This is a genomic window from Prochlorococcus marinus str. MIT 9313 (assembly GCF_000011485.1).
Lineage (GTDB): Bacteria > Cyanobacteriota > Cyanobacteriia > PCC-6307 > Cyanobiaceae > Prochlorococcus > Prochlorococcus marinus_D.
In genome coordinates, this window is record NC_005071.1 from 477,732 (window position 1) to 503,053 (window position 25,322).

The window sequence follows — 25,322 nt, forward strand, 5'->3', positions numbered from 1 at the left end:
GTAGACAAGTAGGGATGGCGCAGCCGAGTATCGGCCAAAGAATTGTGGTTGACGTACCGTCCACCACAGCCAACCTTGGCCCTGGCTTCGACTGCCTTGGTGCTGCCCTTGACCTCAACAACCGTTTTGCCATGCGGCGGATCGAAGGGGATAGCGGACGCTTTGAACTCATTATTGAAGGCAATGAGGGAAGCCACCTACGCGGTGGGCCCAATAACCTGATTTATCGCGCCGCCCAGAGGGTGTGGAAAGCCGCAGGGCTCGAACCGGTGGGACTAGAAGCCAAAGTGAGGCTCGCGGTACCCCCCGCAAGAGGCCTAGGAAGCAGTGCCAGTGCCATCGTGGCAGGGTTGGTCGGAGCCAATGCCTTGGTGGGCGAACCGCTCAGCAAAGAAAAACTGTTGGAACTGGCCATTGATATTGAGGGACATCCCGACAATGTGGTTCCTTCTCTTCTGGGAGGTCTTTGCTTGACTGCCAAGGCAGCCTCGCAACGCTGGCGGGTGGTTCGTTGTGTCTGGATCAATTCCGTGAAAGCCGTTGTAGCAATCCCCTCTATTCGCCTAAGCACGAGCGAGGCAAGGCGCGCCATGCCTAAAGACATCCCGATCAGCGATGCCGTAGAAAACCTTGGTGCCCTTACGCTCCTGCTGCAGGGACTGCGGACAGGAAACGGCGACCTGATCACAGATGGGATGCACGATCGACTGCATGAGCCCTATCGCTGGCCATTAATCAAAGGTGGTTTGGATGTTCGCGATGCGGCTCTGAATGCCGGTGCCTGGGGTTGTGCCATCAGCGGAGCTGGCCCCAGCGTGCTGGCTCTTTGCCCTGAGGATAAAGGGCAAGCAGTCAGTCAGGCAATGGTAAAAGCTTGGGAGGCCGAGGGTGTAGCAAGTAGGGCTCCACTGCTTAGCATTCAGTCAGGAGGAAGCCACTGGCAACCTCAGATTGAGGATGAGTAGATATACTCAAGCGCCCGCCCGGGGTTGATCAGTTCCTTCGCATTCTCTTGCCTGCCATGGACGCCAATTTGCCGCTGACGGCTGCGTCCCAGGCCTCATTTCCCTGGCTTTCCCTGATCGTGTTGCTGCCGGCAATGGGTGCCCTGCTGATGCCTCTGTTGCCAAAGAATGAAACAAGTAACTCTCAGGCACCACGCAATTTTGCACTGGTCTTTCTGCTGGTGGATTTCGTGCTCATGCTGGTTGTATTTAGCCGCATGTTTGATGGTCAGGATGGAGGGCTTCAGCTGGTTGAACGGGTTAGCTGGATTCCCTTCATCGGCCTGGAGTGGTCGCTAGGAGCAGACGGCCTTTCGGCTCCTCTGGTTGTGCTTAGCGGGCTGATCACTCTTCTTGCCGTGGCAGCTAGCTGGAAGGTGCAAAGCAAGACAAGGCTTTATTTCGCCCTGTTGTTGGTTCAGGCTTCTGCCCAGGGGCTGGTTTTCCTCTCTCAAGATTTCCTGCTGTTCTTTCTTGCTTGGGAACTAGAGCTGGTTCCGGTCTACCTGTTAATTGCCATCTGGGGCGGAAGCAGACGTCTATATGCCGCCACCAAATTCATTCTCTACACCGCTCTAGCGTCTTTACTGATTCTGATCAGCGGACTTGCTCTGGCACTTTCGGGTGGTGAGTTCACGCTCAACCTCACTGAGCTGGCGAATCGATCTCCAGAAGGCAGCCTTGGACTGCTCTGTTATCTGGGCTTTCTGGTGGGCTTTGGCGTAAAGCTACCGATGTTTCCTCTCCACACCTGGCTGCCAGATGCCCATGGAGAAGCCAACGCACCAGTGTCGATGCTGCTGGCAGGGGTACTCCTAAAGATGGGTGGCTATGCCCTTTTGCGCTTCAACGTGCAAATGCTGCCTGATGCTCATCTTCAGCTAGCGCCGGCCCTGATCGTGATTGGGATCGTCAACATCATCTACGGAGCATTCAACGCCTTTGCTCAAGACAACGTGAAACGACGAATTGCCTGCAGTTCTGTGAGCCACATGGGCTTCGTTCTGTTGGGTATCGGCGCGATCGATGCTCTCGGGATCAGTGGGGCCATGCTGCAGATGATCAGCCATGGCCTGATTGCAGCAGCCATGTTTTTCGTCACAGGAACGTTCTACGAACGCACGCAGACCCTCTCCATCCCCAATATGGGTGGCCTGGCCAAGGTCTTGCCAATCACCTTCGCTTTTTTCTTGGCCAGCTCTCTGGCTTCCCTCGCCCTGCCAGGAATGAGCGGCTTTGTCAGTGAAATCACCGTCTTCCTCGGCATCATTAGTCAGGAAGGATTCACTTCAATATTCAGGGTTATCACGATCGTGCTGGCGGCGATTGGACTGGTGCTTACCCCCGTCTATTTGCTGTCGATGTGTCGACGGGTCTTTTTTGGCCCCAGGATTCCCGCCCTTGCAATGATCGAAGACATCAACCCCAGAGAGCTGACCATTGGGCTCAGTTTGATTGTGCCCACGTTGGTGATCGGATTTTGGCCTCGAGTCGCCATCGATCTCTATGAGGCTTCAACCAATGCTCTCGCTGATCGACTGATTAGCCATAGCTTGGCAGCCCAAGGTTCCCTGCTACCCCTTGGCTGAATAATGCCTGTTGCTGTGAACGAAATAAAGTCATCAGCCCTCCTCCAGGGTGAAGGAATCCCAAACTTCACTGCCATTACTGCTCAACAAGTTCAGGATCACATGCCTGAACTTCTCTGTGCTCTTAACAAACAATTCAGCCGGCTGGAACAAGACATAGACAAAGTTTTGGTGTCTGGCAAGAGCATTAATTGGGAACAAGTCATGTCTCCTCTGCATCGGCTGCAAGAGCAATTGCGTTGGAGCTGGGGAGTCGTATCCCATCTCAACGGCGTCTGCAATACCTCCGAATTACGGCAAGCTCACGCTGCACAAGAACCAGAGGTGGTGCGCTTTGGAAACCTTATGGGCCAAAGCCAAACACTTCATCGTGCCCTGCGCCGGCTTAAAGACCAGACCTCAAGGCCATTGCTGGATTCGACTCAACAGCGGATTTTGAACGCGGAATTACTCTCCATGGATCAACGAGGCGTGGGTCTCGATGACGACGCACAGCAGGCTTTTAATACAACCAGTGAACAACTGGCCGAGCTGTCGACCTGCTTCAGCAATCACGTCCTGGATGCAACCCAGGGATGGAGCCTGCTCCTCAATCGATCAGCACAAGTTGAAGGACTGCCGCAGAGGGCCTTGGAGGTTTTGTCCTTAGCAGCCAAGCAAGCCGGAGATCACCGAGAAGACGGTGGAGAACCTACAGCGGAGCAGGGTCCCTGGCGATTAGGTCTAGATATGCCCCGCTACATCCCCTTCATCACCCATGCAAAAGATCGAGGGCTACGTGAAACGCTCTACAAGGCTCATGTGAGTAGAGCGAGTGCAGGTGAGTTAAACAATCAACCATTGATTGAAGAGCTGCTAAGCCTTCGGCTTGAGCAAGCTCAAAGGCTTGGCTACAGGAACTGGGCTGAACTCAGCCTGGCCAGCAAAATGGCCGAGGGCGTTGAGGCCGTCGAGCAGTTGCTTGATGAGTTGCGTGCTGCCGCTTTACCCGCAGCCCAAAAGGAGTTAATTGAGCTCGAGGCCTGTGCCAAAAAACATGGAGCTCCAGAGGCCAGCCAGCTCAAACCATGGGATGTGAACTTCTGGGCTGAACGGCTGAGGCAAGAGCGCTTTGACCTTGATCAAGAAGCGCTGCGCCCTTGGTTTCCCCTGCCACAGGTTTTGGAAGGTTTGTTCGGACTTTGTGAACGTCTTTTTGGCATTCGCATTCAAAGTGCCGACGGCGAGGCTCCGATCTGGCATCAAGACGTGCGTTATTTCCGGGTGTTGAATGCCAATGGTTCTGACCTGGCAGCGTTCTACCTCGATCCCTATAGCCGACCAGCCAGCAAGCGAGGGGGGGCATGGATGGACGAATGCCTGACACGCAGCAAAAGCCTCGAGGGCCAATCGATTCTTCCTGTGGCCTATTTGATTTGTAACCAGACTCCACCGCAAGCAGAGACGCCAAGTCTGATGAGCTTCGATGAGGTGGAGACTTTGTTCCATGAGTTCGGCCATGGCCTTCAGCACATGCTCACGACCGTTGAGTATCCACAGGCTGCAGGAATCAACAACGTGGAATGGGACGCAGTGGAACTGCCTAGCCAGTTCATGGAGAACTGGTGCCTCGATCGCACCACGTTGATGGGGATGGCACGTCACTGGCGTACTGGCGAACCGCTTCCGGAGGAGGAGTTCGCAAAATTGCGCTCCAGCCGCACCTTTAATGCCGGTTTGGCAACTCTGCGCCAGGTGCATTTCGCTCTCACTGATCTGCGTTTGCATAGTTGCTGGACACCAGATCTCGGCGTGACCCCAGATCAGCTGCGCCGTCAGATTGCTCAGACCACCACGGTGATGCTTCCGATCGCCGAAGATCAATTCCTCTGTAGCTTTGGCCACATCTTCGCCGGTGGTTATTCCGCCGGGTACTACTCCTACAAGTGGGCAGAAGTTCTTAGTGCTGATGCCTTTGCTGCCTTTGAGGAAGCTGGTCTGGAACTTGAAGATCAAGTTCGACTCACTGGCGCTCGCTTTCGCGACACAGTTCTCAGTTTGGGAGGTAGCCATTCCCCAGCAGACGTCTATGAGCAATTCCGTGGACGACCAGCGACCACTGAGGCATTGATTCGCCATTCCGGCTTAGCCGCAAGCGCTGCGGATCAGTGAGGAGATGGCTGAAGAGATACCGCACTCTCTGAACCCCCTAGCGTTATCACAAAGCTGGGGCCAAGACGAGCATGACGATATCCACACGGCACCACTGATTGCACTTGAGGAGGTGCTTGAAACAAGCAGCTTGCGTCGCGGCATAAGCCGAGAACAATTGCTAAGTGAGTTGTTGCGTGATCTCGATCATCGCCGTTTAATCCCACTGATAGGAATGCTGCCGAGAGGCTGGAGGATGGCCCCGGCCGTTCTTCCTGAACTTCTACGAGGGATTGCAACCCTATTAGAAGATGGTTTGCTAAGCCCTCTGCTGTTGGCAGCGTTGGCTGATGACCTACAGCATCTGCTGCCGATTCGGGAGAACGAACCGCCCAGTGCCCTGGAACTCTGGCGCCAACCCTCAGTTGCCTTAAAGCCAGGACATGGTGTGGGGGTGCCGTGCAATTTAAAGAACTGTCGATTACTGGCCAACCAGCCAATCACTAGTGATGCATTTTCTGACCCGAAACAGCTTGCTCCAACCGCTTTAGGGAAAGGCCTCACGGCACTCGGTAGTGGCCTGGTCTGGCACAACGAGGGGTTGGTCATGCTTCAGAACGAGTCTTCTCAACGCATGAATGAGCTCATGGCTCAGGTGCTCAATTGCCTCGCTGCCAATCGTCTACCAGAGGCATTGCATCCCTCGGAACCTTTCTTATTCGAGGGGCTATCCTCAGGACGTCAACTGATTGAGTTGCTGAACCGACAGGGTTGGCACTGTTGCGGACGAATTAGAGCCAGTGTGGCCAGCTTCGGCCTGGGAGCTAGCCAAGCCAATGAAAGCGGGAGATGGTTTCAGGTCCCTTTGGCGATTCCATATCGCACGGGTCTAGAGGATGATCGCAACCAGGAGATTCTCAGCTTGTTGCCGCATTGCAGCTTCGAGCTTGAACTGCAACCACAGGGCAATGATTCCATTTTACTGCAGTATTGCCAGGATATAGAAGGCGTGAATGGCTGGACTGCGATGAACGACCTGCATCGTCCCTGGCAGAACGATCGCCACAATGGAACAGTCGCGTACCCCAGTCAGCCATTGACACAGCAACGCCTCGCCGATGCAATAGAGATCACCGAATTAATCGCAGCGGTGCACAATATGGAGGCAAGCTCGCAAAAGCTACATCTAGGGGGGTATGGAGCCCTGGGCTATTGCATTGATTCAACAGCACTACTGGAGCAATGCCTTAACGGCTCTACCCATTTATTTCCACTGACACTCGGAGGAATATGGCGAGAACGACTACGCCGTAGCCTCGACATCCTTCTTGATCAGGGTTTTTGTATCAACACTAGTGTGGTAGATCGCTACCGATGGGGCCTTGACACGTTGCACCAGGATCTGAGCCTGCAAGGCTCTGCACGATTAGAGGCAATGCAGAGGCTTTTAAGCTGTCAACCCAGCCACAGTCCATTTGCTCTTGTGAGGAACCTCAACGGCGAAGTGGATCTCTAAAGCGATGCCAATGCACGTTTTCAGTTATAGATAGATCAACCGGAAGCCGAGCGAGTCAATGCCAAGCAGATGATCTACTGCCACATCAGTGAAGTTAACAAGCCTATCGAAAGAACGACTTTGCTCTGGGGGGATTTCATCAAGCTTCTTAGTCACGAGAAATCAAAGTAGATGCTTTTGATCATGATGCATAGAATTGGTTAAGCATCAAGTTCATTTAAGCCTTTAATACCTAAAAGAAGCTAAAGCAATTCAATCAAGGGAATCGTGCATGCGAAAAGTACACGTGCTAACTAAGCAGACATGAAGCTTGAAAAAGCATAAATCGTCCACTCGAACTGCCTCCTACTTAACAAGCAAGGCTCTTTTGAAAAGACGTTGTCTTGCATCATCAGGAAGTAGCAAGACATGATTGAACTGGTCTTACCCAACTGCCATGCATTCAGATCTCAAGCAGAAGCACTGGAGGCCGCAATGGTTTGTCCGTGGAGATGTCGACGGATTCCTAGGACTTGGCCTCGATAACTTGATTCAAGTCCTCTTGATAATTGCCTTATGCCGCAACGTGCTCGGCTATCCGAATGAATTAGTTTTCGGCACAATCCTTCCTGCCACAGGAATAAGCCTGCTGATAGGCAACCTTGCCTACGCGCATCAGGCTCATCAACTTGCCAGCATCGAAAAACGTAGTGATCGGACAGCTCTGCCCTACGGAATCAACACCGTGAGCCTGTTTGCGTATGTGTTTTTGGTAATGCTCCCTGTGAAACTCACCGCATTGGGCCAGGGAATGGATGAGGCAAGTGCTGTTCGCCTTTCCTGGCAAGCAGGGATGGTGGCTTGCCTGGGCTCAGGGCTGATCGAAACAGTAGGGGCTTTTACAGCAGGGGTACTGCGTCGCTGGCTGCCTAGGGCTGCATTACTTGCCACTCTCGCCGGCATTGCTCTTGGCTACATCGCCCTTGGCTTTCTGCTGCGTACCTATGCCCAACCTGTAGTGGGGCTGACAGTACTAGCAATTGTTCTGGTCACCTATTACGGACGCTTGCGATTGCCCATTCCTGGTGGCTTGCTTGCTGTTGTTATTGGCGTGGGGCTTGCTTGGAGTACTGGATTAATCGATAGCGACGCTAGCCGTTGGAGTCAGGAAGCAAGTCAGATTGGCTTGCGCCTTCCTCACCTAGAAATCGCCAATCTTTGGAATGCTCGTGGCCAGCTGCTGCCCTGGCTAGGGGTGATTGTGCCAATGGGCCTATTCAACGTGCTGGGATCTCTTCAAAACATCGAAAGCGCAGAGGCGGCAGGTGATCGTTATTGCGTTCGAAGCTCTTTACTGATCGATGGCATTGGCACAATGGCTGCCGCAGGTCTGGGGTCTTGTTTTCCTACAACCATTTATATCGGCCATCCAGCCTGGAAGGAAATGGGGGCTCGCATTGGCTATTCCTGGCTAAATGGCTTGGTAATGGGTAGCGCTTGTCTTCTAGGTGTTTTTGGTTTGGTCGCAGAGTTGGTACCTATTGAGGCAGGCATGGCGATCGTGCTCTATATCGGCATCGTGATTGCTGCTCAAGCCTTTCAAGCCACTCCCAGCACCCATGCACCGGCAGTAGCTCTTGGCCTGCTTCCTGGATTAGCAGGATGGGGTGCATCACTGATCAAGGCTGGTTTGCGCGCAGGAGGAGCCGGAAGCAATTCAGAACCTTTTAATTCAGCTTTATTAGGAAGGCTTCAAGAAGCTGATGTATGGGCAAGTGGTGCTTTTGCCCTTGAGCAAGGACAAATTATTACCGCCATGCTGCTAGCGGCAATGTTGGTTTATGTGATCGAACAACGCCTTTTAGCAGCAAGCTTTACTTCTTTCCTCGCATCTGCAGCCTCATGGATTGGGATCATCCACGCTTGGCGATTCACCCAGGCCGATACTGTTCTGGAGCTTGGCTGGGGAGTTGGTAGCTCCTGGGCAACGGGCTATCTACTAATGGCAGTTGTGTTCATGCTCGCCGGTTTGCATCAGCGCAGATTGATTTCTAGTTGACAAAACTGTTTTCAAAATGCATAAGTTAATGAAATGAGCGTAGGTAAAACCACTGGATCAATTCTGCCCGACTGCTACATGTCACGCCTCTTCGTTTGTAAAATGGATGCCAAAAAAATATTTACAACGATGGCTGATGCCTAAGAGAATGACTCGATCCCAGTGGAAGGGAGGCAGATCTTCTCTGATAATAACCTTGAGAATGTTATTGGTGGAGTCATGAGAGAAAGAGTTTTGAATGAAGATGCTGATATTAGGCTTGAGGGATTGTAAGTATTGGTTTAGAGCCAAGACATTGATGGCTGAATTTATAGTGTTAAGTAATTACTTTTAAGTTTGAGATAGTTTCAGCACACCGCTTGGGATGAGTGTTCAAATGCCAAGATCAAAGTAAACCTAGCCACCCTATGATTGTAAATTATTTACTTATCTCTATGAAATACAACATCATTGATCCCCTAGATCTTATCCTGGAAAATGGTAGGCACTTCTTAGTGCGGTAGTGGAATTCTAGAAACATGGATTCGTTTTGCCAATAGAGAGGACACATTGAACAGTTAACCTGCCCCAGCCACCGAAAGAGTTTCACCAGCTACGCCTTTCAGTGCTTCATTAGAAAGGTTTTGGCGGCCTTTATTGTCTGCAGCTAAGTCTTCAGGGGCTTTTGGAGTCGCAAGAGATATCTTTATGAGGGGATAGAAGGCTGGGAGGTTGTGGCTTAGTTGGCTAACATGTTGACTAGTTTCTTCGCTAAGAATTTCAATCATTGTGTGCAAGTCTGGTCGTACTAACAACTTGTATTAATGCGAAAAAAAACCATGTAAAGACTGAATTTATAGGCGCTTATCTGGTCATACATAGTTCACAACAAATTGCATCAACGACTTTAGAGCTGAAATCATCACTGAATGGTCCTGAGTGACCACAATGGTTCATGCCGGAAATTTCATAGCGAGTCAGCTTCCTTTTGCGTTGCCATCGATTCCAGTTTGACAATGGCAACAGTGGAGAACGCCCTGGGTAAGCCACTTGACCAAGAGCCGCAACAGGGTCTTTCCCGCCAACGACCATAGCCACACGATTGATCTCTTCTAAAGCGCCATTCCCACTGAACACTCCACAGACAGTGATCACTTGTACTGGAACACGACAAAGTTGTTGCAAGATCTCCGCTGTCCCAATAGCCATCTCTCCTCCTCCGCTGTAACCCACTAATACCAGGCGCACAGCTTTACTGGGATGGAAGCCAAGCGATTCAAGACGTCGGGCGATTTTCAAGGCAAGCTCATAATTCATCACCGGGCCATAACGGCGGTCAGAGGAAATTCCCACTTTGATCACATTATTGGCTTGTACACAAAAGGCGCTTAGAAAACGAACTAATGAATTGGGATGATGCTCTTGTAGAGAAAATAACCTTCGCCAGAACCACTGGCTGTATGAATCTGAACGCAGTGCAACAGGCATGATTGTGTAAGCCTCAATGCCTTTGACTAAAATAGACTCATGATCAATTCCTTCTTCTAGTTGCGAGAGGAATCGACTCACCCGTGGAGGATGGTCTTCTTCACTTTGATGAATGCCATCCAGGTAAATGATGTAATGTCGATGTCCAGAAATGTCCGGGGATCGTTCAGAAAATAGATGACTTGGGTTAGGAAGACCATCAAGCCACCCTTCCCAAAAGACAAAGTCAAGCATCACTGAATAAATACCTGACAGAGGGACCAAGATGATCACCAGAAGTGCCGCAAGCTTAAGGAGCTCATCAATCGATTCGCTGGTTACTAATGCAATAGCATCGCGACGAATCACAGCTAAGCACAGGAACAAAAGGGTGGCTAAGGCCAGCATCAAAACAACAACTGTCCTGCGGCTTGTAAGCAGCAGCTCACGATGATGGCGAAGCGAAGATCTAGTCTTAGTCATGATCTCAGATTAGATCCAACTCAATGATTAAGAGCCACTTCTCTTGCTAGTTGGGCGTAACTTGATTTCCACCTCTGAGCGAACAAGAGCGCAATTAAAACAAGTGCCAAGGCAAAACCAGGAAGGGCCATGACCAAGCCTTGCTGGAGAGGTATACCATAAATAGCTTTTAATAAAACAACTACATTGAGGTGAATCCATGCGAAAAGTGTTATAGCAATTAGATCACTAATATAAGGAGCTCCGGCAAGAGTATAAAATAATCCTGGCCAAATTGCTGGTAGTATATTGTTCGCAAAAGTAATCGGATGTAAAGGTACATCCTTTAGAGAAGTAAGGATCAAGCTGTCACAGAGAATCCCCAATAGAAAAGCTAGGCTTAGGCCTAGCGCGTCAAATAATAAATGCACGGCAATTTGAACAGGGCCTAAACGATTAGCAAGGAGAGAAAAGAAATGTGCTGCTGACATTGAAAGGCCAACTGCCAGCAACAATTCAACTCCAGCCTCCATTTTAAGCAGTACTTCGGCCATGGAATCAAGGCCTTGGCTGAGTCCGCTTAAGACCTGCAGAAGAGCATCAGGCACGACGCATCTCCGGACGATTTACGATCCAGAGAACAAAAATTGAAAGAATAGCACTGTAGAAGCACCATACTGAATTGAAAGCCATGCTATATGTAAACAGTGTCAGAATGATAGATAATACAATTAATGCTCCGAAGAGTTTGACGGCTTTGTCTTTAAGAATCAGCAAAGGAATAACAATCCAGCACCAATAAATTAGTTCTCCAATAGGTTCTGTATTGATGAAATTATGGAAGATGGTGTTGACGTTGTAGACGATCCTTCCGCCTGTCACTAGTCCTGGCTGGATCAACGGTGGATGTATTAATAAAGGCAGCCAGAATGAGATTCCAAGGATGGAACCAATAATCCAAACCCAGCGTAAAGCTCTCTTGACTCCTTCACTTTCGGAATGACGCCCAATCGAGTATGCGCTCCATGGAATCCATATCATCCAGAAGCAATAGGCAAAAAATAGAAAGCCAACAGAAGTAATTGACGTGAGAGGTTCGACCGGTGAAGCTACTGTTTCTCCATGACCTAATCCCACCCATACAAAACCCTCAATAAATTGCTGTAGCCCGAAGAAGAATGGTACTAGGGCTAGAGGTCTGTAGCCGGGACGTTTCGCTTCAGACGCAAGATAGTGGGTATAAAGCCCTAAGGGCATGAGGACCGCTGCAGCCGTAAAGCTGGCTGACGCTGAGAAACACATCTGTACGCTTGTTTATGAGTGTTTGCTCAGTTTGGTCAGGTAACTCGACTTCGCCAAGTTAATTACTGAGAAGCTTTGAAATTACCAACTTCAATGCCAGCGGATGAGACATCAATTGTTGATGCGTGATTACTGGAACGGCCTGTTGCTCACCCACTGGTAATACGGCTTGCCAGCCTGGAACAACCATGACATCCCATCGACAGAAATAACTGCTGCATTCAATGTCTTCTAAGGCTGAAACGTCGCCGTTGAGCTTGCGCAGTAAGGGGCTGCCGCGCTTCATATCCGCTAAACCAGCAAACAAACAGGCGGGAATCCACTGGGCTGTGAGGGTGCCTCGCTGTGGACTTCCTACACTCAGAAAACGATGCGTTCGTCGTGATCCACCTAGTTGTTGCAGCCAAATTCGACTGATCACCCCTCCCATCGAAAAGCCAAGTACATCTATAACCGTCTCGGCCCCCCACTGCTCAACGATGAGCTGATCCAACGTCTCCGCCAGCTTGGAAAGCGGAACAGCTCCCAGGCGATGAGGCAGATGGGGTATCTGTAGAGGTAGCTGATGTTGTTCGAGTGCCTTCACCAACCGCCTAAAAAGATGCGGGGTATCCCAAAGACCATGTACAAGCACCAATGGTCGACGGGGTTTATCCACTGATGCGACATGCGTAAACATCGCTAAAAGCCTTGGCAAAGATCAGGGTGTTGGCCAATTGCGACACCTTTCAACAGCCACACTGCCACTAAACCCAGGCACCGGCGCAGCACATTTACGCACAAGCACTTGCATTGGCACAGGACCGTAGAGATCTTCCAAGAGCACTAGCAATCGCTCGCTGAAGTGTTCGATGGTAAAACACTTCAGTTCAAAGGAGAGTCGTTGCATTGCACCAATAGCCAAGCTGTAGTCCGCAGTGGCATTGAGCTCATCATCCAGGGCAGCCTTGTCAAGGTCTAACCAAAGGCTGAAATCCAAGCTGAACCACTGGCCTTCACGTCTTTCATGGTCAAGCACACCCACGTGGGCCCACAAGCGCACATCGTTAACATGAATGGCTCCTAAAGGGAGACGATTGATCACAGCGGTAGGTCCCGGTGAGTGAACATGCATTCACCATTGGCATAGTCCGCCACAATGTGGCCTTGTCCACGTAACCGATAGCGATAGGTCACCAGCCCTTCCAAGCCAACCGGCCCCCTTGGAGGCAGTGTTTGAGTACTGATTCCAACCTCGGCTCCAAAGCCATAACGGAATCCATCGGCAAAACGCGTGGAGCAATTGTGAAAAACACCGGCACTATCGACAGCTTGGAGAAAACGCTCAGCCGTCTCCTGATCATTGCTGACAATCGCCTCCGTGTGACGGGAGCTATAGCGACGGATGTGATCCAGGGCTCCCTCTAGATCAGGCACCACTTTCACTGACAGAATCAGATCGAGATATTCCGTAGCCCAATCCTCTTCACTTGCTGACTCTTCTACTCCTAAAGCCCGGCTAGCTGAATCCCCAAGCAGACGAACCCCGGCCTGAAGAAATGCAGGAATTGCAAGCTCTAAAAACGACGGTGCAATGGACTGATGAATAAGCAGAGTTTCAATAGAGTTGCATGCTGCGGGGTACTGGGTCTTGCTATCGATTGCAATCTGTAGGGCCTGCTTCAGATCCGCCGCGGCATCGAGATAGAGATGACAGATTCCGTCCGCATGACCAAGAACCGGAATTCGTGTGTTGTCTTGAATGAAACGCACCAGTTCGTTGCTGCCGCGAGGGATGATCAAATCCACTAGGCCATCAAGGCGAAGTAGGGCAAGGCTTTCCTGACGGGTCTTGAGTAAGGCAATTGCCTCGGGATCGATCTCTGTTTCAGCCAGACCATTCTTCAACGCCTCAATGATGGCCTGATTGGTGTGGCTTGCTTCGCTGCCGCCCTTGAGAAGTGCGCCATTGCCAGAGCGAATTGCCAGTGAAGTGATCTGAATTACGGCATCTGGGCGCGCCTCAAAGATTACCCCCAGGACTCCAAGAGGAACGGTGATGCGCTCCAGCACAAGGTCTTGATCCAGTTCACGATGCAACTGACGCAAACCAAGGGGATCAGTTAATTGAGCCAACTGCCTGAGCCCCTCGATAGCCGAGTTGAGTTTGCTTTCATCAAGCCTGAGCCGCGCCATCAGGGCAGAAGCAAGTCCCTCAGTTCGAGCCTTCTCTAAATCGAGTTGATTAGCCCTCACGATCTGCTCAGAGCTTGACAGCAAAGCATTGGCCATTGCCATCAGGGCCTTACGCCGCTGGTTGTCATCACTTTGCCCAAGAGCCATGGCTGCTTGCCGCACCTCTGCTGCAAGTCGCAGCAACTGGGCGGAAGGCTCAGGAACTCCAGGGGAAGTTGTCATCACAGCGCGGCACAGCTGTGCTCATCATTACGCCTCAAGGGGCATTGCCGACACTTAAGAGACGTTGAAGGGCAAGTCGAGCTGCCCCCAGGCGACCAGCTCCATTCCCAAGGGCACAGGAGCGAATCTGCAAACCCTCTCTGCTCACAGCTTGCACCCGCTTCTCTACTTCCTGACGGACCGTTGGTAGGAAATGAACTGCTCCACCTGCAAGACCTCCTCCGACCAGCACCAGCTGAGGGGTGAAAACATAGACGAGAGAACTGATTCCCACCCCAAGTTTGCGGCCATAGGTTTCCCAGATCTCGAGAGCCTCGCGATCGCCAGAAGCAGCTCGGTCGCTTAATTCTTCTGGGTCCCCAGCCCATAGACGTTGAAGGGCGTCAATGCTGGCGTACTGCTCTAGGGAGCCTTGGTTGCCACTGTTGCAGCTGGGACCTTCAGAATCCACCCCAATCAGACCAGGCTCGGCTGCAGCTCCGTTATGACCAACAAACAATTGACCACCAAGCATGACGCCCCCACCTACTCCGGTGCCAAGAGTGAGCAGAACGACGTTTTCAAAATCTTGGGCCGCGCCCTGCCATGCTTCACCAACGAGAGCACAGTTGCCATCATTCGCCAGGGTAACGTGCCGATTCAGTCGTGGTTCCAACCAGTCGGCTAAAGGAACCTCCAGCCATCCAGGCAGGTTGATACAGACCCTGGCGACCCGGCCTTCAGCATCCATTGGTCCTGGTAAGCCCACTCCCACGAATGCAGCATGATGGTTTGGATCAACGGTCTCGATAGCTTCGCAAAGAGCAACTGTGACAGCACCTGGCACCGAGGGTTGAGGGGTTGGCAACTCGGTTTCTGCCAACAGATGGCCCTGCTGATCAAATCGACCTAACTTGATCGCGGTACCTCCCAAATCGACACCGATGAACTGAGCTAAGTCGGTTGCCACCTGGTCAAAAGCGGAAAAATAATTGCAATTGGCTCTGCCAAATTCCCTGGCTGTCTACAGAGCCTGAGAGATTCATGCTGGGACTGATTTGATAAGTAAGGGTGCCTTGCGGAGGAATATCGTTGCGGTCTGGTGTGGCCAAAATAGAAACGTTAAGTCGCTTAGTGATATCAATACCAATGTCTGTGACTAGCTCGAGCGTGGGTGGGACTTGCCCAGAAACGCGCTCTTTTTGACTCGTCACAACCGGCGAGACGTATGAAGGATAAAGGGCAATTTGCATTCGTTGACTGAAAGCATCAGAGATTGTTCCAAGAACAGGCGTGAGAAGAGATTGACCGATCACAGTCGCTAGTGCCGCCCCACCACCTTCTCCCGACAACCCTGCCAGTGAATTTCCTCCAATTAACCCCAGTAATTGAGTACGAGGCAGTGACGGCGAGCTGCGTAAGTCAATGTTTTGGAAAAGACGATTTGCAGGTCCCTCGGCCTTCACCATCACTTTGATCAAGCGGAACTGTCCTCCGGCTCCAAGAGCACCTGTTCCATTGGTATCAAATACATTCGCTGATGCGGCATTACTGTCGGTGCCGATGCTGATGCTGTCGGAGACCTGGCTGTTCATGGCGACATCAACGTAAGGGATTAGGCCCATAGAAGGAGTAAAGACAGCGACATTCGCAGCTCGCTGATCAAGACTGAAGAACGTCGTAAACAGATTCAGCCGCCCATTCAGTAGCCGAATCACACCACGAGCCTGAAGCTTTGGACCTAGGGGGCCATTCAAGCTGAGCAACCCTTCTGTACTGAAATTGGCCAGCGCATTAGCAGTGATGCGCAAATTTGGACCAAGCTTTAAACGCAGGTTGTCGAAGCTGATAGAGGGGATGTTGGGAAACACTGAGCTCAACATCTTCCTCCGACTGACCTCTACATCTGGTCCAAGCAAGACCAAGGGTTTCTTGAAATCCCACTGCTCTTCAAGCAGGGTGTTGGCATTAACAACTTTGGGGCTGCTGGACGTCGCTATCGCCTCTGCGGCTCCAGGCCTTTTGGTGGATTGAATGGCAGAGTTGATCGGTCGCAGAAGCCCTGAGCCGGCGGGTGAGATCCTTCCTTCTTTGATCGTGAGCTCACCGCCAATTAAGGGTTTCTGCAAGGCACCCGTGAACTTGAGCTTGGCGGCCACCCCTACATCAGCCTTTGGCAACTTAAAACGGGACTTACTGATCTCGATAGTCAGGGGCTGCTCTTCAGGTGCAGGGCGAAGCAAGGCAATGGATCCCGCACCTTGCAAGATGCCCTTCGAACCAATCTTTGCTTTGAGACGCTGCACCTCAAGGCGATTGAAGTCAAAAATCATGGCAGCCTCCAACCCCTTGACAACTTGTTCCATGACGACGAATTCGCCGTTTTGCACCACCAAAAATCCATTCGCCTGAGGAGCGCTAAGGCTGCCGCTAAACAACAACTTGAGGTCGGAGTTACCGCCCTTCCAGGTGACCGCACCTTCAGCAAAATCAGCCAGAAAATGTAGGCCGTCGCCGTGGCTCTCAACCCTGACGTCTATCGGCAAGGAGGGATCAAGAGGCACTTGACCGGTAATGGTTACCGCCTCTTTGGAAGAAGAGCTTCGCAGCGCCAAGTCGAGGTTCAGGAGGGCATCATTCAAGAGAACCTGCCCTTTGTCCAAGCTCAATGAGCTTTCAGCCAACCTGGCGCTTTCCATCACTAGATCAGCTGTGATCTCAGGGGTTCCCCGTCTGAGGTTGTATCGACCCGAAAGTCCCAGAGCGCCCCGCAGTGCTTGAGGTAGAGGTGCAACCAACGAAAGCAGAGAAAAGGGAACGTGAAGCAGTGAAAACGACCCTTCCCCACCATGCAGAGGTCCTTGAATCGAGGCGAAAATGGGTTTGACTTGTAGGGCGTGATCCTGATCCTCACCTTCTGTCCAGAGATGACCGCTGGCCTTTAGCCCCAGATTGAGCTTGGACAGATCGGGACCCTTCAGATCGATCACCGCATCAATCTGCCCACGTAGATCTTCTGGATGGATGATCCTGCTACGACGATTTTGCTGGTCGAAACGATTGACGGAAGCCTGCGCCGCTGCCAAGACTTTGAGCTGATCATCTAGAGACCTTCCCAAGGTTTGCATCAACTGAGTGCCCAGATCTTGGGCTCGCCCAATCGAAGCTGGAAGAACATAATTAAAATTAGAAAGTTGCTCTGCACTAGAGATCAGCCAACGCGCGCTTAGACCGCGTGCCTTTGCCTTAGCAGAGAGTTCGCCACCAAGGCGACCTCCCGCTGCAAGATTGATCTGGCCTGTATCCGCTGGTAGCAGCTCACCAGTCAGCTTGTAGCGCTGGTTGGCAACCCTCCCCTGAAGCAAAGCCTGTTGAAATTGCAGACCCATCAACCCTGGATTGCTGATGGTGACTTGGCCTTCCATGGCCAGGGGCTGAAGACCCAGGCTGCCTGATCCGCTGAGTTGTCCATAAACGCCTTCAAATTGCTGCTTTGAAGACATGGTCGCCTCAATCCCATCCACTTTGAAGTTGTTCAACTCCCAGCGATAGTGAGCTGGGATGCCGTTTAGCGAGAGACGGCCATCGCCACGGTTAATCGCCAACTCCTGTGGCAACCAGTCGCGTCCCAATCGAGATGAGAGCTGCCCAGGGATCACCGCCCCCACTGATTCCATCAGCAGAGTGCTACCCCCAGCAGGGAGTCCGGCTAAGTTCCCTTGCCAATCTTCCAACAACCGCAACCCTCCCGCCTCTGGATTCATCACCCGGATGGAAAGATTTGGACGAAGGGCCGACAATGGCCCTCTCACCTGCCCCGAAGCAGCAAGGGTTCCAGCCAAAGAGGTGCCGAGAAGCGGACCAACACGAGCTAAAGGGAAAGGACTCAAATTCAGATTGGCCTGCAGTTCTCCACTGCGTAGGCGTCCTTGATCAACTGAGAGAGGCAAGTCCGCCACAACTTTGAGCAGGGGACTGTTGAACTGCCTTAAGCGGAGCAAACCGGAATCTGCTGACCACCCCGCTCGCAGAGACCAGGTTTCCAGCAAAGGATTACGTTGCTGAGCAAGGCTTAGCTGAAGTTGGGGGCTCGATGAAGGGCCCTCAATTTGAAGCTTGCCTTTGATCAAGGCTTGGCTGCCGAGAAGATCAGCAAGCACAGGGATGCGCTGCCATGCAGGTCCTGCAAACTCCAGGCGCTGGGTGTTCAGCCCTAACTCGGGATAGAGGGGACCCCTTGCACGGACCTGAAGACCTGGACCACGAACATCAAAAGTGTCAATAACGGCCCTGAATGCCTTGGGATTGCGCCAGTTGGTGCGCATCTGCAAGTTCAGTTGCAGCGGACCATCAACTGGGATCTTTGGGGCAAGAGTCCAGCGGCCACTGGCGTGCAGATTGGGCTCATGCCAAGGTCCATTGATCCGGGCTTGGAAGGCATGCCCTTGTTGCCGCTGGTTGACCTTGAGGTCGAGGTTGTAGGAGTGATTGAGACGAGCACCTCCCTTGAGAGAAGCGGTCCAAGGGCCGTAACGCCACTGGCTGAGAGGTAACTGAAGACGATCTTGACGACAGTTGATCTTGGCTTCACGAGATGAGAGTGACTTTTTGAGGGGACCACCCGCTAATTGGAATCGAACCAATGAAAGGGCTCCCTTGCAGCCCATGCGTCCCTGATTAAGACTCACTTGGAGGTCACCGCCAATCTGACCCTGCATTTGCATCGGCAGCGTTCCCGGCAAAAGCCCCTGCAATGGTTCAAGGCTGATTTGGTCCAAACGAGCATGGGCCTGAAGCTCTAAACGATCCCAGCGTCCACGGCCCTTTAGGAAGAATCTTCCACGATCTGGCAATACAAATTGGACAGATCCATTGGCCCATCCCTCCGCCAGCTGAAGGTCTGCCCGTGTGGTGGCGGTGAACTCCAAGTTTGCGGGTTCGATGCGGACCCTGGCGGGCTGAGTTAACCGCAGCTGAAGATCAACCTTTGGGGGAGGCTCGCCTTTGGATGGACCAGGGACCCAGTAGAAACCCTTGTGATTACGACGTAGCGTTAACCGTGATCCTTCAAGGGTGAGTACGGCAACGGGTCGCAAACGGAACAGGCTGGCCATTGGGGCAAGGCTGATGGTTAGACCAGAGAGCGATGCTGTGGAATCGTCATGACTTCCCGGCAGCACTTCAGTGGGACCAATGGCCATACCCCAGGGCCGCAGGCCCTGATAAACACCAATTTTTACAGGATGGCCTAGTGGTTTTGAAAGCTGTTGCTCCAGTTGCGGACGCAGACGTTCAAGAAGGGCCGCAACAACTCGATCGGCGCCAACCCAAACAACCAAGCTGCTCGTTAGCAGTAGAACAGCAGGGCGTTTCCATCGCCCTTTAGCCAAGGATTGACTCTTCTCTCCCATCGATTTGAGTCAACCTTCCTGGGAGCGTGCGAAATATAAGTAGTTCTCTTGAGGTTCACCAGTCCATGTCCATTCCAGAGCTGATTGAAACCGCAACCGGATGGCTTGCCTGGTCAGGCCTAGCCCTAAGCCTAATGACCCTGATTGCTTTCTTGGTTCGTTGGGGACAACGCTTCCGGCTGGTGGGAGTGACCAGCTTCAACCTTCTTCTTTTGGCAAGCTGTTGGGCTTTTGGCGTGAGCTATACCCCCCCCCTCAAGGTGGAAGGAGCTCTGGTGGTACCCGTGGTGTTTGACAACAGCACGGACCTTGTTGTCGCCCAGGTCCCTGATGACTTTCCGGATGAAGCGGTTGAAGCCACATTGCAGCAACTAGCAGGCAACATCCATCGCGGTGGATATAACGGCAGTGAGGTGCATGTGCGGCTACGCAGGCTGGAATCGGTTGGAGAGGGTGTCAGTCAACCCGTCATCCTCGGCGAAGTCATACGCGACTTGCGTCAGAACATCACGCTGCCATTAGCCGAAAAAAGTGATGCAGGTTGATCAACCTCTGGGAGATTTACCTCAAAGCTTTCGTGACGAACAAGCCCTGCTCGTGGCGGCAGGGATCACAACATGGAGCGCATTGAAACGCCTTGAGGACCAGGAACTCAACCGACTTGCTAAGGGAGCGCTTGCGACGACCCGAAACCTGAAACGATTGCGAGGCATGGCGGCACTTGTTTGTGATCTAGATCTAGAACTGGCGGATGCTGCCTTGCTGATCCACTCCGGGCTAGCCACTGCAGCCGCTTTAGCAGCTGCGACTCCACAGGATGTCGTGCATCAGACGGGACGGTTACAACGCCAACTCAATAACCATCGACAATCGAGCGTGGACCTTGCTATGGCCAATCGCTGGATCCAGCTTGCTCGCACGAGGCAACTGCAGAACTGACCTAGCGAAGCCCCACAATCCCGACAAGAGTGTCTCAAATGATGACAGCGTGCATGTTTGGGACCAATGCGCTATTTGCCAGCGCTGATCGTCGTAGCCCTTGCCAGTGCTTCGGATGTCAAGGCGCAGTCCAGCCTTCTTGAAAGCGTCAAAAACAACCCAGGCGAAGCGCGCGAATTGTGCAGTCAATTTAAGGCTCTCAATACCAAAGGGGTTTCTGCTTATTCATCTCAAGCGATCTCAGAAGTTGCCCGCCAACGCAATCTCAGCTCCAATAACGCTGAGATTCTGGCCACCTATGTGATTGGAATGAACTGCCCGGATGTGCGTTGAAGGTCTAACGAGCTCTGGATCCGTGAACTGGCACGATGCCTGGCTGACACTCTCTGACGGGGTCAAGCTCGTTGCCAGGTTATGGATCCCGAAAGGTGAGGGACCCTGGCCTGCTCTCGTGATGCGTCAGCCCTACGGACGTGCGCTCGCCTCAACTGTGACTTACATCCATCCTGGTTGGTGGGCAAGTCACGGCTATCTGGTCGTGGTCCAGGACGTACGTGGTCAAGGGGATTCCGAAGGCCACTTCAATGGCTTCCTGCAAGAAGCTTCTGATACCAGTCAGACGCATGCATGGGTTCGGGAGTTACCAGAATGCAATGGCCGCCTTGGAACCTATGGGTTTTCCTATCAGGGCCTAACACAGCTGCTTGCCGAACCTGGGACGCCGCCACCGGATTGTCTGGCACCAGCGATGGCAGGAGTTGATGAGCGCAACCATTGGAGTTGTGAGGGGGGTGCTCACTGGTGGCATCTTGGCTTGGCCTGGGGGCTGCAACTTGCAGCACTACAAGCTCGTCGCTGTGGCAACTGGGAAGCATGGAGAGAGCTTCGCCGCAGTTTGGAAGACGACAGCTACCTGTATGAGGGGCCGGCACTTCTGAAACGCCACGATCCCGATGGGATGAGCTTTAGATGGCTACATCAAGCGAACCAAAACGATCACGGCTGGGTTGTACACAAGCCCTTGGATTCCTGGCTTCGTCAACCGATGCTGCTTCTGGGTGGCTGGTGGGATCCCCATTTGAATGGCCTGCTTGATCTCTATCAACGATCAAGCCAAGTAGGTGGTAGCCCAGAACTTCATATCGGTCCAGCGACTCACCTGCAGTGGTGGCCTGATGCACAGCAACTTCAGCTGGAGTTCTTTGATCGCCATCTGAAATCTTCGAAAGCCTTAACTAATTCAAGACCCCATGGGCGGATCTGGAATATCACGTCTTGTTCTTGGCAGACATTTGCAAGCCCCACCCAGACCACAACATCAGCCAATGCCAGCTGGAGTCTTGTCAGTGGAGGGATGGCCTGCTTGGACCCCTCAGAAGGCACCCTGCATCAGAACAAGAAAGGTGGCGGCGTGGTTTATGTGGTTCATGACCCTTGGCGACCGGTTCAATCAGTGGGAGGACATCTCAGCCCAAAACCAGGAGTTGCTGAGCGCAGCGCCTTGGACCAGCGCGCCGATGTGGCTACCTTCACAAGCACTGCTTTGCAGGAACCTCTCCAACTCAATGGGATCCCATTACTGCAGCTGACCGTGCAGTCAGATCAACCGGGATTTGACCTTTGCGTTGCCCTCTCCATTGTTAATTGCAACCACAGCGAGGTGAAGCAGCTCTCAACAGGTTTTCTGCGTGTGCAAGGAGAGCAGGCCCTGCGCATGCTGCCGCGCAAGGTGAAACTTCAACCAATACTTGCAGACCTGGAGCGAGGAGAACATCTGCGCCTATCTCTCGCAGGTGCAGCCTGGCCGGCCATTGGTGTCAACCCAGGCCACGATCGTCATCCTTGTGGCCCTCCAGGACCCCATTGCCAAGTGGTGACCATGACACTGCAGCTCAATGGATCCAAGTTGAGGTTTTTGTCATGGAACTCCGGCAAAATAGATTTCGATTTGCCCCAAGAGTTTTGAAGCTGTCTGTTTGCCTGCTGAGCCTATCCCTTGGATTGCCTATGGGCCTGAGTGCACTAACCCTTCCGATTGTGGCAGCGCAGGAGACCATTCAAAAGACCACTTTGAGCCCTGCTGAGGCGACAAAAACAGCGCAAATCCTGCTCAAGGCATTAGTGGTGCAAGACGCCAAAACCATCTATGGCCAACTTTCAGAAGCTCTGCGCAGCACCACCACCACTGAACGGATCCAACAACGTCTGAAAAGGCGCCCTCAAGTCAAGTCAAGTCGCATTGTCGACGTCTCACCAGGCATAGACGACACCACTGTCGACGCCATGGTTGAGACCATCGATGGAGACGTCCCGTTGATCATGGTTCTCGATCAGGAAGGGAAATTGATCGCATGGAAATGGAGTGGTCAAGCATTGCCGATCGAGCAATCGGCCATTGATTTCGTTGACGATTTGGTCTCTGCTCGCTGGATCGGTGCGCGTTCCTTTCTTGAACTGAGCTTTCAACAGGAGTTGAAACCACAAGACTTGCAACGCAAGTGGACAAAACTCAATCGCGTCAGCGGTGGTTTCCAAAAGGTGAAAGATGCAATTGTTGCCAGCCAAGGAGGGGAACAGCAGCTGGTTCTAGTGACCATTGAGTTTGGCGATTTAACAGACAACCTTTTTGTCATTTTCAACAGTCAAGGGGAGATCATCAACGTGGATTTCTCAGCTGATCTGGTCTGATTGATCAGCGTTCGCTGATTCAACTGCTCTCTCTGGTGCTCAGTCTGCCCTTGCGGTCCATGAATCGACCTAAGCTCCCGGCCATTGATGTCTTTGCCCCATGACCACCAGTGTTGCCCTCGACTGGGTGGTTCAAGACGGCCAAAGACTTGCTGAATGTCGCCACGATGATCCTTTCTCGCTGTTGGGTCCTCAATCTCATGAGGGGCAATGGATCGTGCGCATCTGGATGCCGGAGGCAAGCCAAGTAGAGCTGCTTTGTGATGGCAGAACGACTGCCATGACAACGCCCAATCACTCCTGGATCTTCGAAGCAGCTCTCAACCAAAATCCCGGCCGCACATACCAGGTGCGGGTTAAACGCGCAGGAATCGTGCATGAGCAGCACGACCCCTGGGCCTTCCACGATGAATGGATGGGGGAGATGGACCGTCACCTCTTTGCGGAGGGCAACCATCACCACATTTGGCAACGTATGGGCGCCCACCTGATGGAGCGTGAGGGTGTTGAGGGAGTGATGTTCTGCCTCTGGGCACCCCATGCATGCAGTGTGGCTGTTCTCGGAGAATTAAACGGATGGGATGGCCGTCATCATCCGATGCAGCGTCGCCAGGGAGGCCTTTGGGAGCTGTTTATTCCTGGGTTTAAAGAAGGGACCCTTTATAAATACGAAATCCGAACGCAGGAAGGCCATTGCTATCAGAAAGCTGATCCCTATGGTTTCCAGCACGAGGTGCGCCCAGCGACAAGCTCCGTAGTCGCGAGGCTTGATCGCTATCAATGGCAGGACGAGCAATGGATGCGGCAACGGGATAGTCGTAATGCTCTCGATCAACCAATTTCTGTCTATGAAATGCATTTAGGCAGCTGGATTCATGCAGCAACAGATGAACCGTATATCGAGTTGGATGGCACGCCCCGGGCGCCGGTACCCGCTGCGGACATGAAGCCTGGAGCTCGTCTCCTGACCTATCCCGAACTAGCCGACCAGTTAATCCCCTACGTGAAAGATCGGGGATTCACCCACATTGAACTGATGCCAATCTCAGAGCATCCATTTGATGGCTCATGGGGATACCAGGTCACAGGGTGGTATGCACCCACCAGCCGATTTGGAAGTCCGGATGAATTCCGTGCATTTGTTGATCGCTGCCACGCCGAAGGTTTAGGTGTGATCATCGATTGGGTGCCAGGCCATTTCCCTAAGGATGGTCATGGCCTGGCCTTCTTTGATGGAACCCATCTCTACGAACATTCTGATCCACGCATTGGTGAACACAAGGAATGGGGCACGTTGATCTTCAACTACAGCCGCAACGAGGTTCGCAACTTTCTCGTTGCCAATCTTGTGTATTGGTTTGAGCAATTCCATATTGATGGTATTCGTGTTGATGCGGTGGCTTCGATGCTTTATCGCGACTATCTTCGACCTGATGGAGAATGGATTGCCAATGAAGATGGAGGGCGAGAAAATACAGAAGCAGTTCGATTCCTCCAACAGGCCAATCACGTTCTTTTCCAGCACTTCCCTGGAGCGCTTTCAATTGCGGAGGAGTCAACAACTTGGCCCATGGTTACTCAGCCCACTGATATTGGCGGGCTGGGATTCAATCTTAAATGGAATATGGGTTGGATGCATGACATGCTCGATTATTTCGAGTTAGACCCTTGGTTTAGGCAGTTTCACCAGAACAACATCACTTTTTCGATTTGGTATGCCTACACCGAAAACTTCATGCTGGCACTTAGTCATGATGAGGTTGTGCATGGTAAAAGCAATCTTCTCCATAAGATGCCAGGAGATGACTGGCAGAAATTTGCAAATGTTCGTGCATTGCTTGCCTATATGTGGACCCATCCTGGCAAGAAAACTATCTTCATGGGAATGGAATTTGGTCAACGATCGGAATGGAATGTATGGGGCGATCTGCAATGGGAGCTGTTGAAACATGATCCTCATAAGGGTCTGCAGAGATTGGTTGATGACCTCAACACTTTCTATAAAGGCGAGCCTGCTCTATGGAAGGATGACTTTGATCAATATGGATTCCAATGGATTGATTGCAATGATAATCGTCATTCTGTAATCAGCTTTATGCGCCGTGAAAGTAGTGGCGGAACTTGGCTTGTCGTCGTCGCCAACTTCACACCTCAAAGTCATTCAAATTACAGAATTGGCGTGCCTATGAGTGGCTATTATCAGGAAGTTTTCAACACAGATAGCTCTTGTTACGGCGGTAGAAACCTCGGCAATATGGGCGGTAAAAACACTGATGAATTCAATATCCATGGATATGAGCAGTCTCTTGAACTCTGTCTACCAGCGCTGAGCGTGCTGGTCTTCCGTCATGACCCGAAGCGAAGTCTTTGAGTGCAGCCAAAGCCAATGAACATGTGACGAAGCTGCGTTCTCAACATCAC

At 52.1% G+C, this 25,322-nt stretch carries 19 protein-coding genes; 11 read left to right on the top strand and 8 right to left on the bottom strand.

Translation table 11 applies throughout. The features are described from left to right. The first annotated feature begins 14 nt into the window (after positions 1 to 14). The 5 genes from thrB to AKG35_RS02285 all read left to right on the top strand — a co-directional run bounded on the left by thrB (position 15) and on the right by AKG35_RS02285 (position 8,277). A complete protein-coding gene (gene thrB / locus AKG35_RS02265; protein WP_011129805.1) occupies positions 15 to 965 on the top strand; it encodes a homoserine kinase in 951 nt (316 codons plus the stop codon). A 56-nt stretch (positions 966 to 1,021) separates the two neighbouring features. After that, positions 1,022 to 2,593, top strand: a complete 1,572-nt coding sequence (locus AKG35_RS02270; protein WP_011129806.1) for an NAD(P)H-quinone oxidoreductase subunit 4 — start codon at positions 1,022 to 1,024, stop codon at positions 2,591 to 2,593. A gap of 3 nt (positions 2,594 to 2,596) precedes the next feature. Continuing rightward, entirely contained in the window at positions 2,597 to 4,744 is a 2,148-nt protein-coding gene (locus AKG35_RS02275) for a M3 family metallopeptidase (RefSeq protein ID WP_011129807.1), read from the top strand. A 4-nt stretch (positions 4,745 to 4,748) separates the two neighbouring features. Beyond that, positions 4,749 to 6,239 carry a hypothetical protein gene (locus tag AKG35_RS02280; RefSeq protein WP_011129808.1) on the top strand — a complete coding sequence of 497 codons (1,491 nt, stop codon included), beginning with the start codon at positions 4,749 to 4,751 and terminating at the stop codon, positions 6,237 to 6,239. Positions 6,240 to 6,675: 436 nt separating this feature from the next. After that, entirely contained in the window at positions 6,676 to 8,277 is a 1,602-nt protein-coding gene (locus AKG35_RS02285; RefSeq protein ID WP_011129809.1) for a permease, read from the top strand. A gap of 843 nt (positions 8,278 to 9,120) precedes the next feature. Here AKG35_RS02285 and AKG35_RS02295 read toward each other — a convergent pair. From AKG35_RS02295 to AKG35_RS02330, 8 genes are read right to left on the bottom strand one after another with little or no spacing between them, the layout of a single operon-like run. Continuing rightward, entirely contained in the window at positions 9,121 to 10,206 is a 1,086-nt protein-coding gene (locus AKG35_RS02295; RefSeq protein ID WP_011129810.1) for a hypothetical protein, read from the bottom strand. Positions 10,207 to 10,226: 20 nt separating this feature from the next. Continuing rightward, positions 10,227 to 10,739, bottom strand: coding sequence for a hypothetical protein (locus tag AKG35_RS02300; RefSeq protein WP_011129811.1), 513 nt, complete (start codon positions 10,737 to 10,739; stop codon positions 10,227 to 10,229). 46 nt (positions 10,740 to 10,785) lie between these two features. After that, positions 10,786 to 11,487, bottom strand: a complete 702-nt coding sequence (locus tag AKG35_RS02305; protein ID WP_011129812.1) for a hypothetical protein — start codon at positions 11,485 to 11,487, stop codon at positions 10,786 to 10,788. Positions 11,488 to 11,545: 58 nt separating this feature from the next. Beyond that, a complete protein-coding gene (locus AKG35_RS02310) occupies positions 11,546 to 12,166 on the bottom strand; it encodes an esterase/lipase family protein (protein ID WP_041384290.1) in 621 nt (206 codons plus the stop codon). A 21-nt stretch (positions 12,167 to 12,187) separates the two neighbouring features. Beyond that, positions 12,188 to 12,601 carry a dihydroneopterin aldolase gene (locus AKG35_RS02315; protein WP_011129814.1) on the bottom strand — a complete coding sequence of 138 codons (414 nt, stop codon included), beginning with the start codon at positions 12,599 to 12,601 and terminating at the stop codon, positions 12,188 to 12,190. Beyond that, positions 12,568 to 13,884, bottom strand: a complete 1,317-nt coding sequence (locus AKG35_RS02320; protein WP_011129815.1) for a glutamate-5-semialdehyde dehydrogenase — start codon at positions 13,882 to 13,884, stop codon at positions 12,568 to 12,570. The genes AKG35_RS02315 and AKG35_RS02320 overlap by 34 nt, the downstream gene beginning before the upstream one ends. Before the next feature lie 34 nt (positions 13,885 to 13,918). Then, positions 13,919 to 14,833, bottom strand: coding sequence for an ROK family protein (locus tag AKG35_RS02325; RefSeq protein WP_011129816.1), 915 nt, complete (start codon positions 14,831 to 14,833; stop codon positions 13,919 to 13,921). 4 nt (positions 14,834 to 14,837) lie between these two features. Then, positions 14,838 to 19,274 carry a translocation/assembly module TamB gene (locus tag AKG35_RS02330; RefSeq protein WP_011129817.1) on the bottom strand — a complete coding sequence of 1,479 codons (4,437 nt, stop codon included), beginning with the start codon at positions 19,272 to 19,274 and terminating at the stop codon, positions 14,838 to 14,840. A 65-nt stretch (positions 19,275 to 19,339) separates the two neighbouring features. Between AKG35_RS02330 and AKG35_RS02335 the strand changes: the two genes are divergently transcribed. From AKG35_RS02335 to glgB, 6 genes are all read left to right on the top strand, one after another. Further along, a complete protein-coding gene (locus AKG35_RS02335) occupies positions 19,340 to 19,819 on the top strand; it encodes a Ycf51 family protein (protein ID WP_011129818.1) in 480 nt (159 codons plus the stop codon). Continuing rightward, on the top strand, positions 19,809 to 20,213 hold the full coding sequence (locus tag AKG35_RS02340) for a DUF4332 domain-containing protein (RefSeq protein ID WP_011129819.1): 405 nt from the start codon (positions 19,809 to 19,811) through the stop codon (positions 20,211 to 20,213). The genes AKG35_RS02335 and AKG35_RS02340 overlap by 11 nt, the downstream gene beginning before the upstream one ends. Before the next feature lie 66 nt (positions 20,214 to 20,279). Continuing rightward, the gene (locus AKG35_RS02345; RefSeq protein ID WP_011129820.1) at positions 20,280 to 20,546 is read left to right on the top strand and encodes a hypothetical protein; all 267 of its coding nucleotides are present in this window, start codon (positions 20,280 to 20,282) and stop codon (positions 20,544 to 20,546) included. Then, positions 20,536 to 22,179 (top strand): CocE/NonD family hydrolase, encoded by a 1,644-nt coding sequence (locus AKG35_RS02350; RefSeq protein WP_011129821.1) that lies wholly within the window; start codon positions 20,536 to 20,538, stop codon positions 22,177 to 22,179. Before AKG35_RS02345 ends, AKG35_RS02350 begins: the two co-directional genes overlap by 11 nt. Then, positions 22,134 to 22,901: a DUF3887 domain-containing protein gene (locus tag AKG35_RS02355; protein WP_011129822.1), complete on the top strand. Its 768-nt coding sequence runs from the start codon at positions 22,134 to 22,136 to the stop codon at positions 22,899 to 22,901. The genes AKG35_RS02350 and AKG35_RS02355 overlap by 46 nt, the downstream gene beginning before the upstream one ends. A gap of 100 nt (positions 22,902 to 23,001) precedes the next feature. After that, positions 23,002 to 25,272 carry a 1,4-alpha-glucan branching protein GlgB gene (gene glgB, locus AKG35_RS02360; RefSeq protein ID WP_011129823.1) on the top strand — a complete coding sequence of 757 codons (2,271 nt, stop codon included), beginning with the start codon at positions 23,002 to 23,004 and terminating at the stop codon, positions 25,270 to 25,272. Positions 25,273 to 25,322 lie beyond the last annotated feature (50 nt).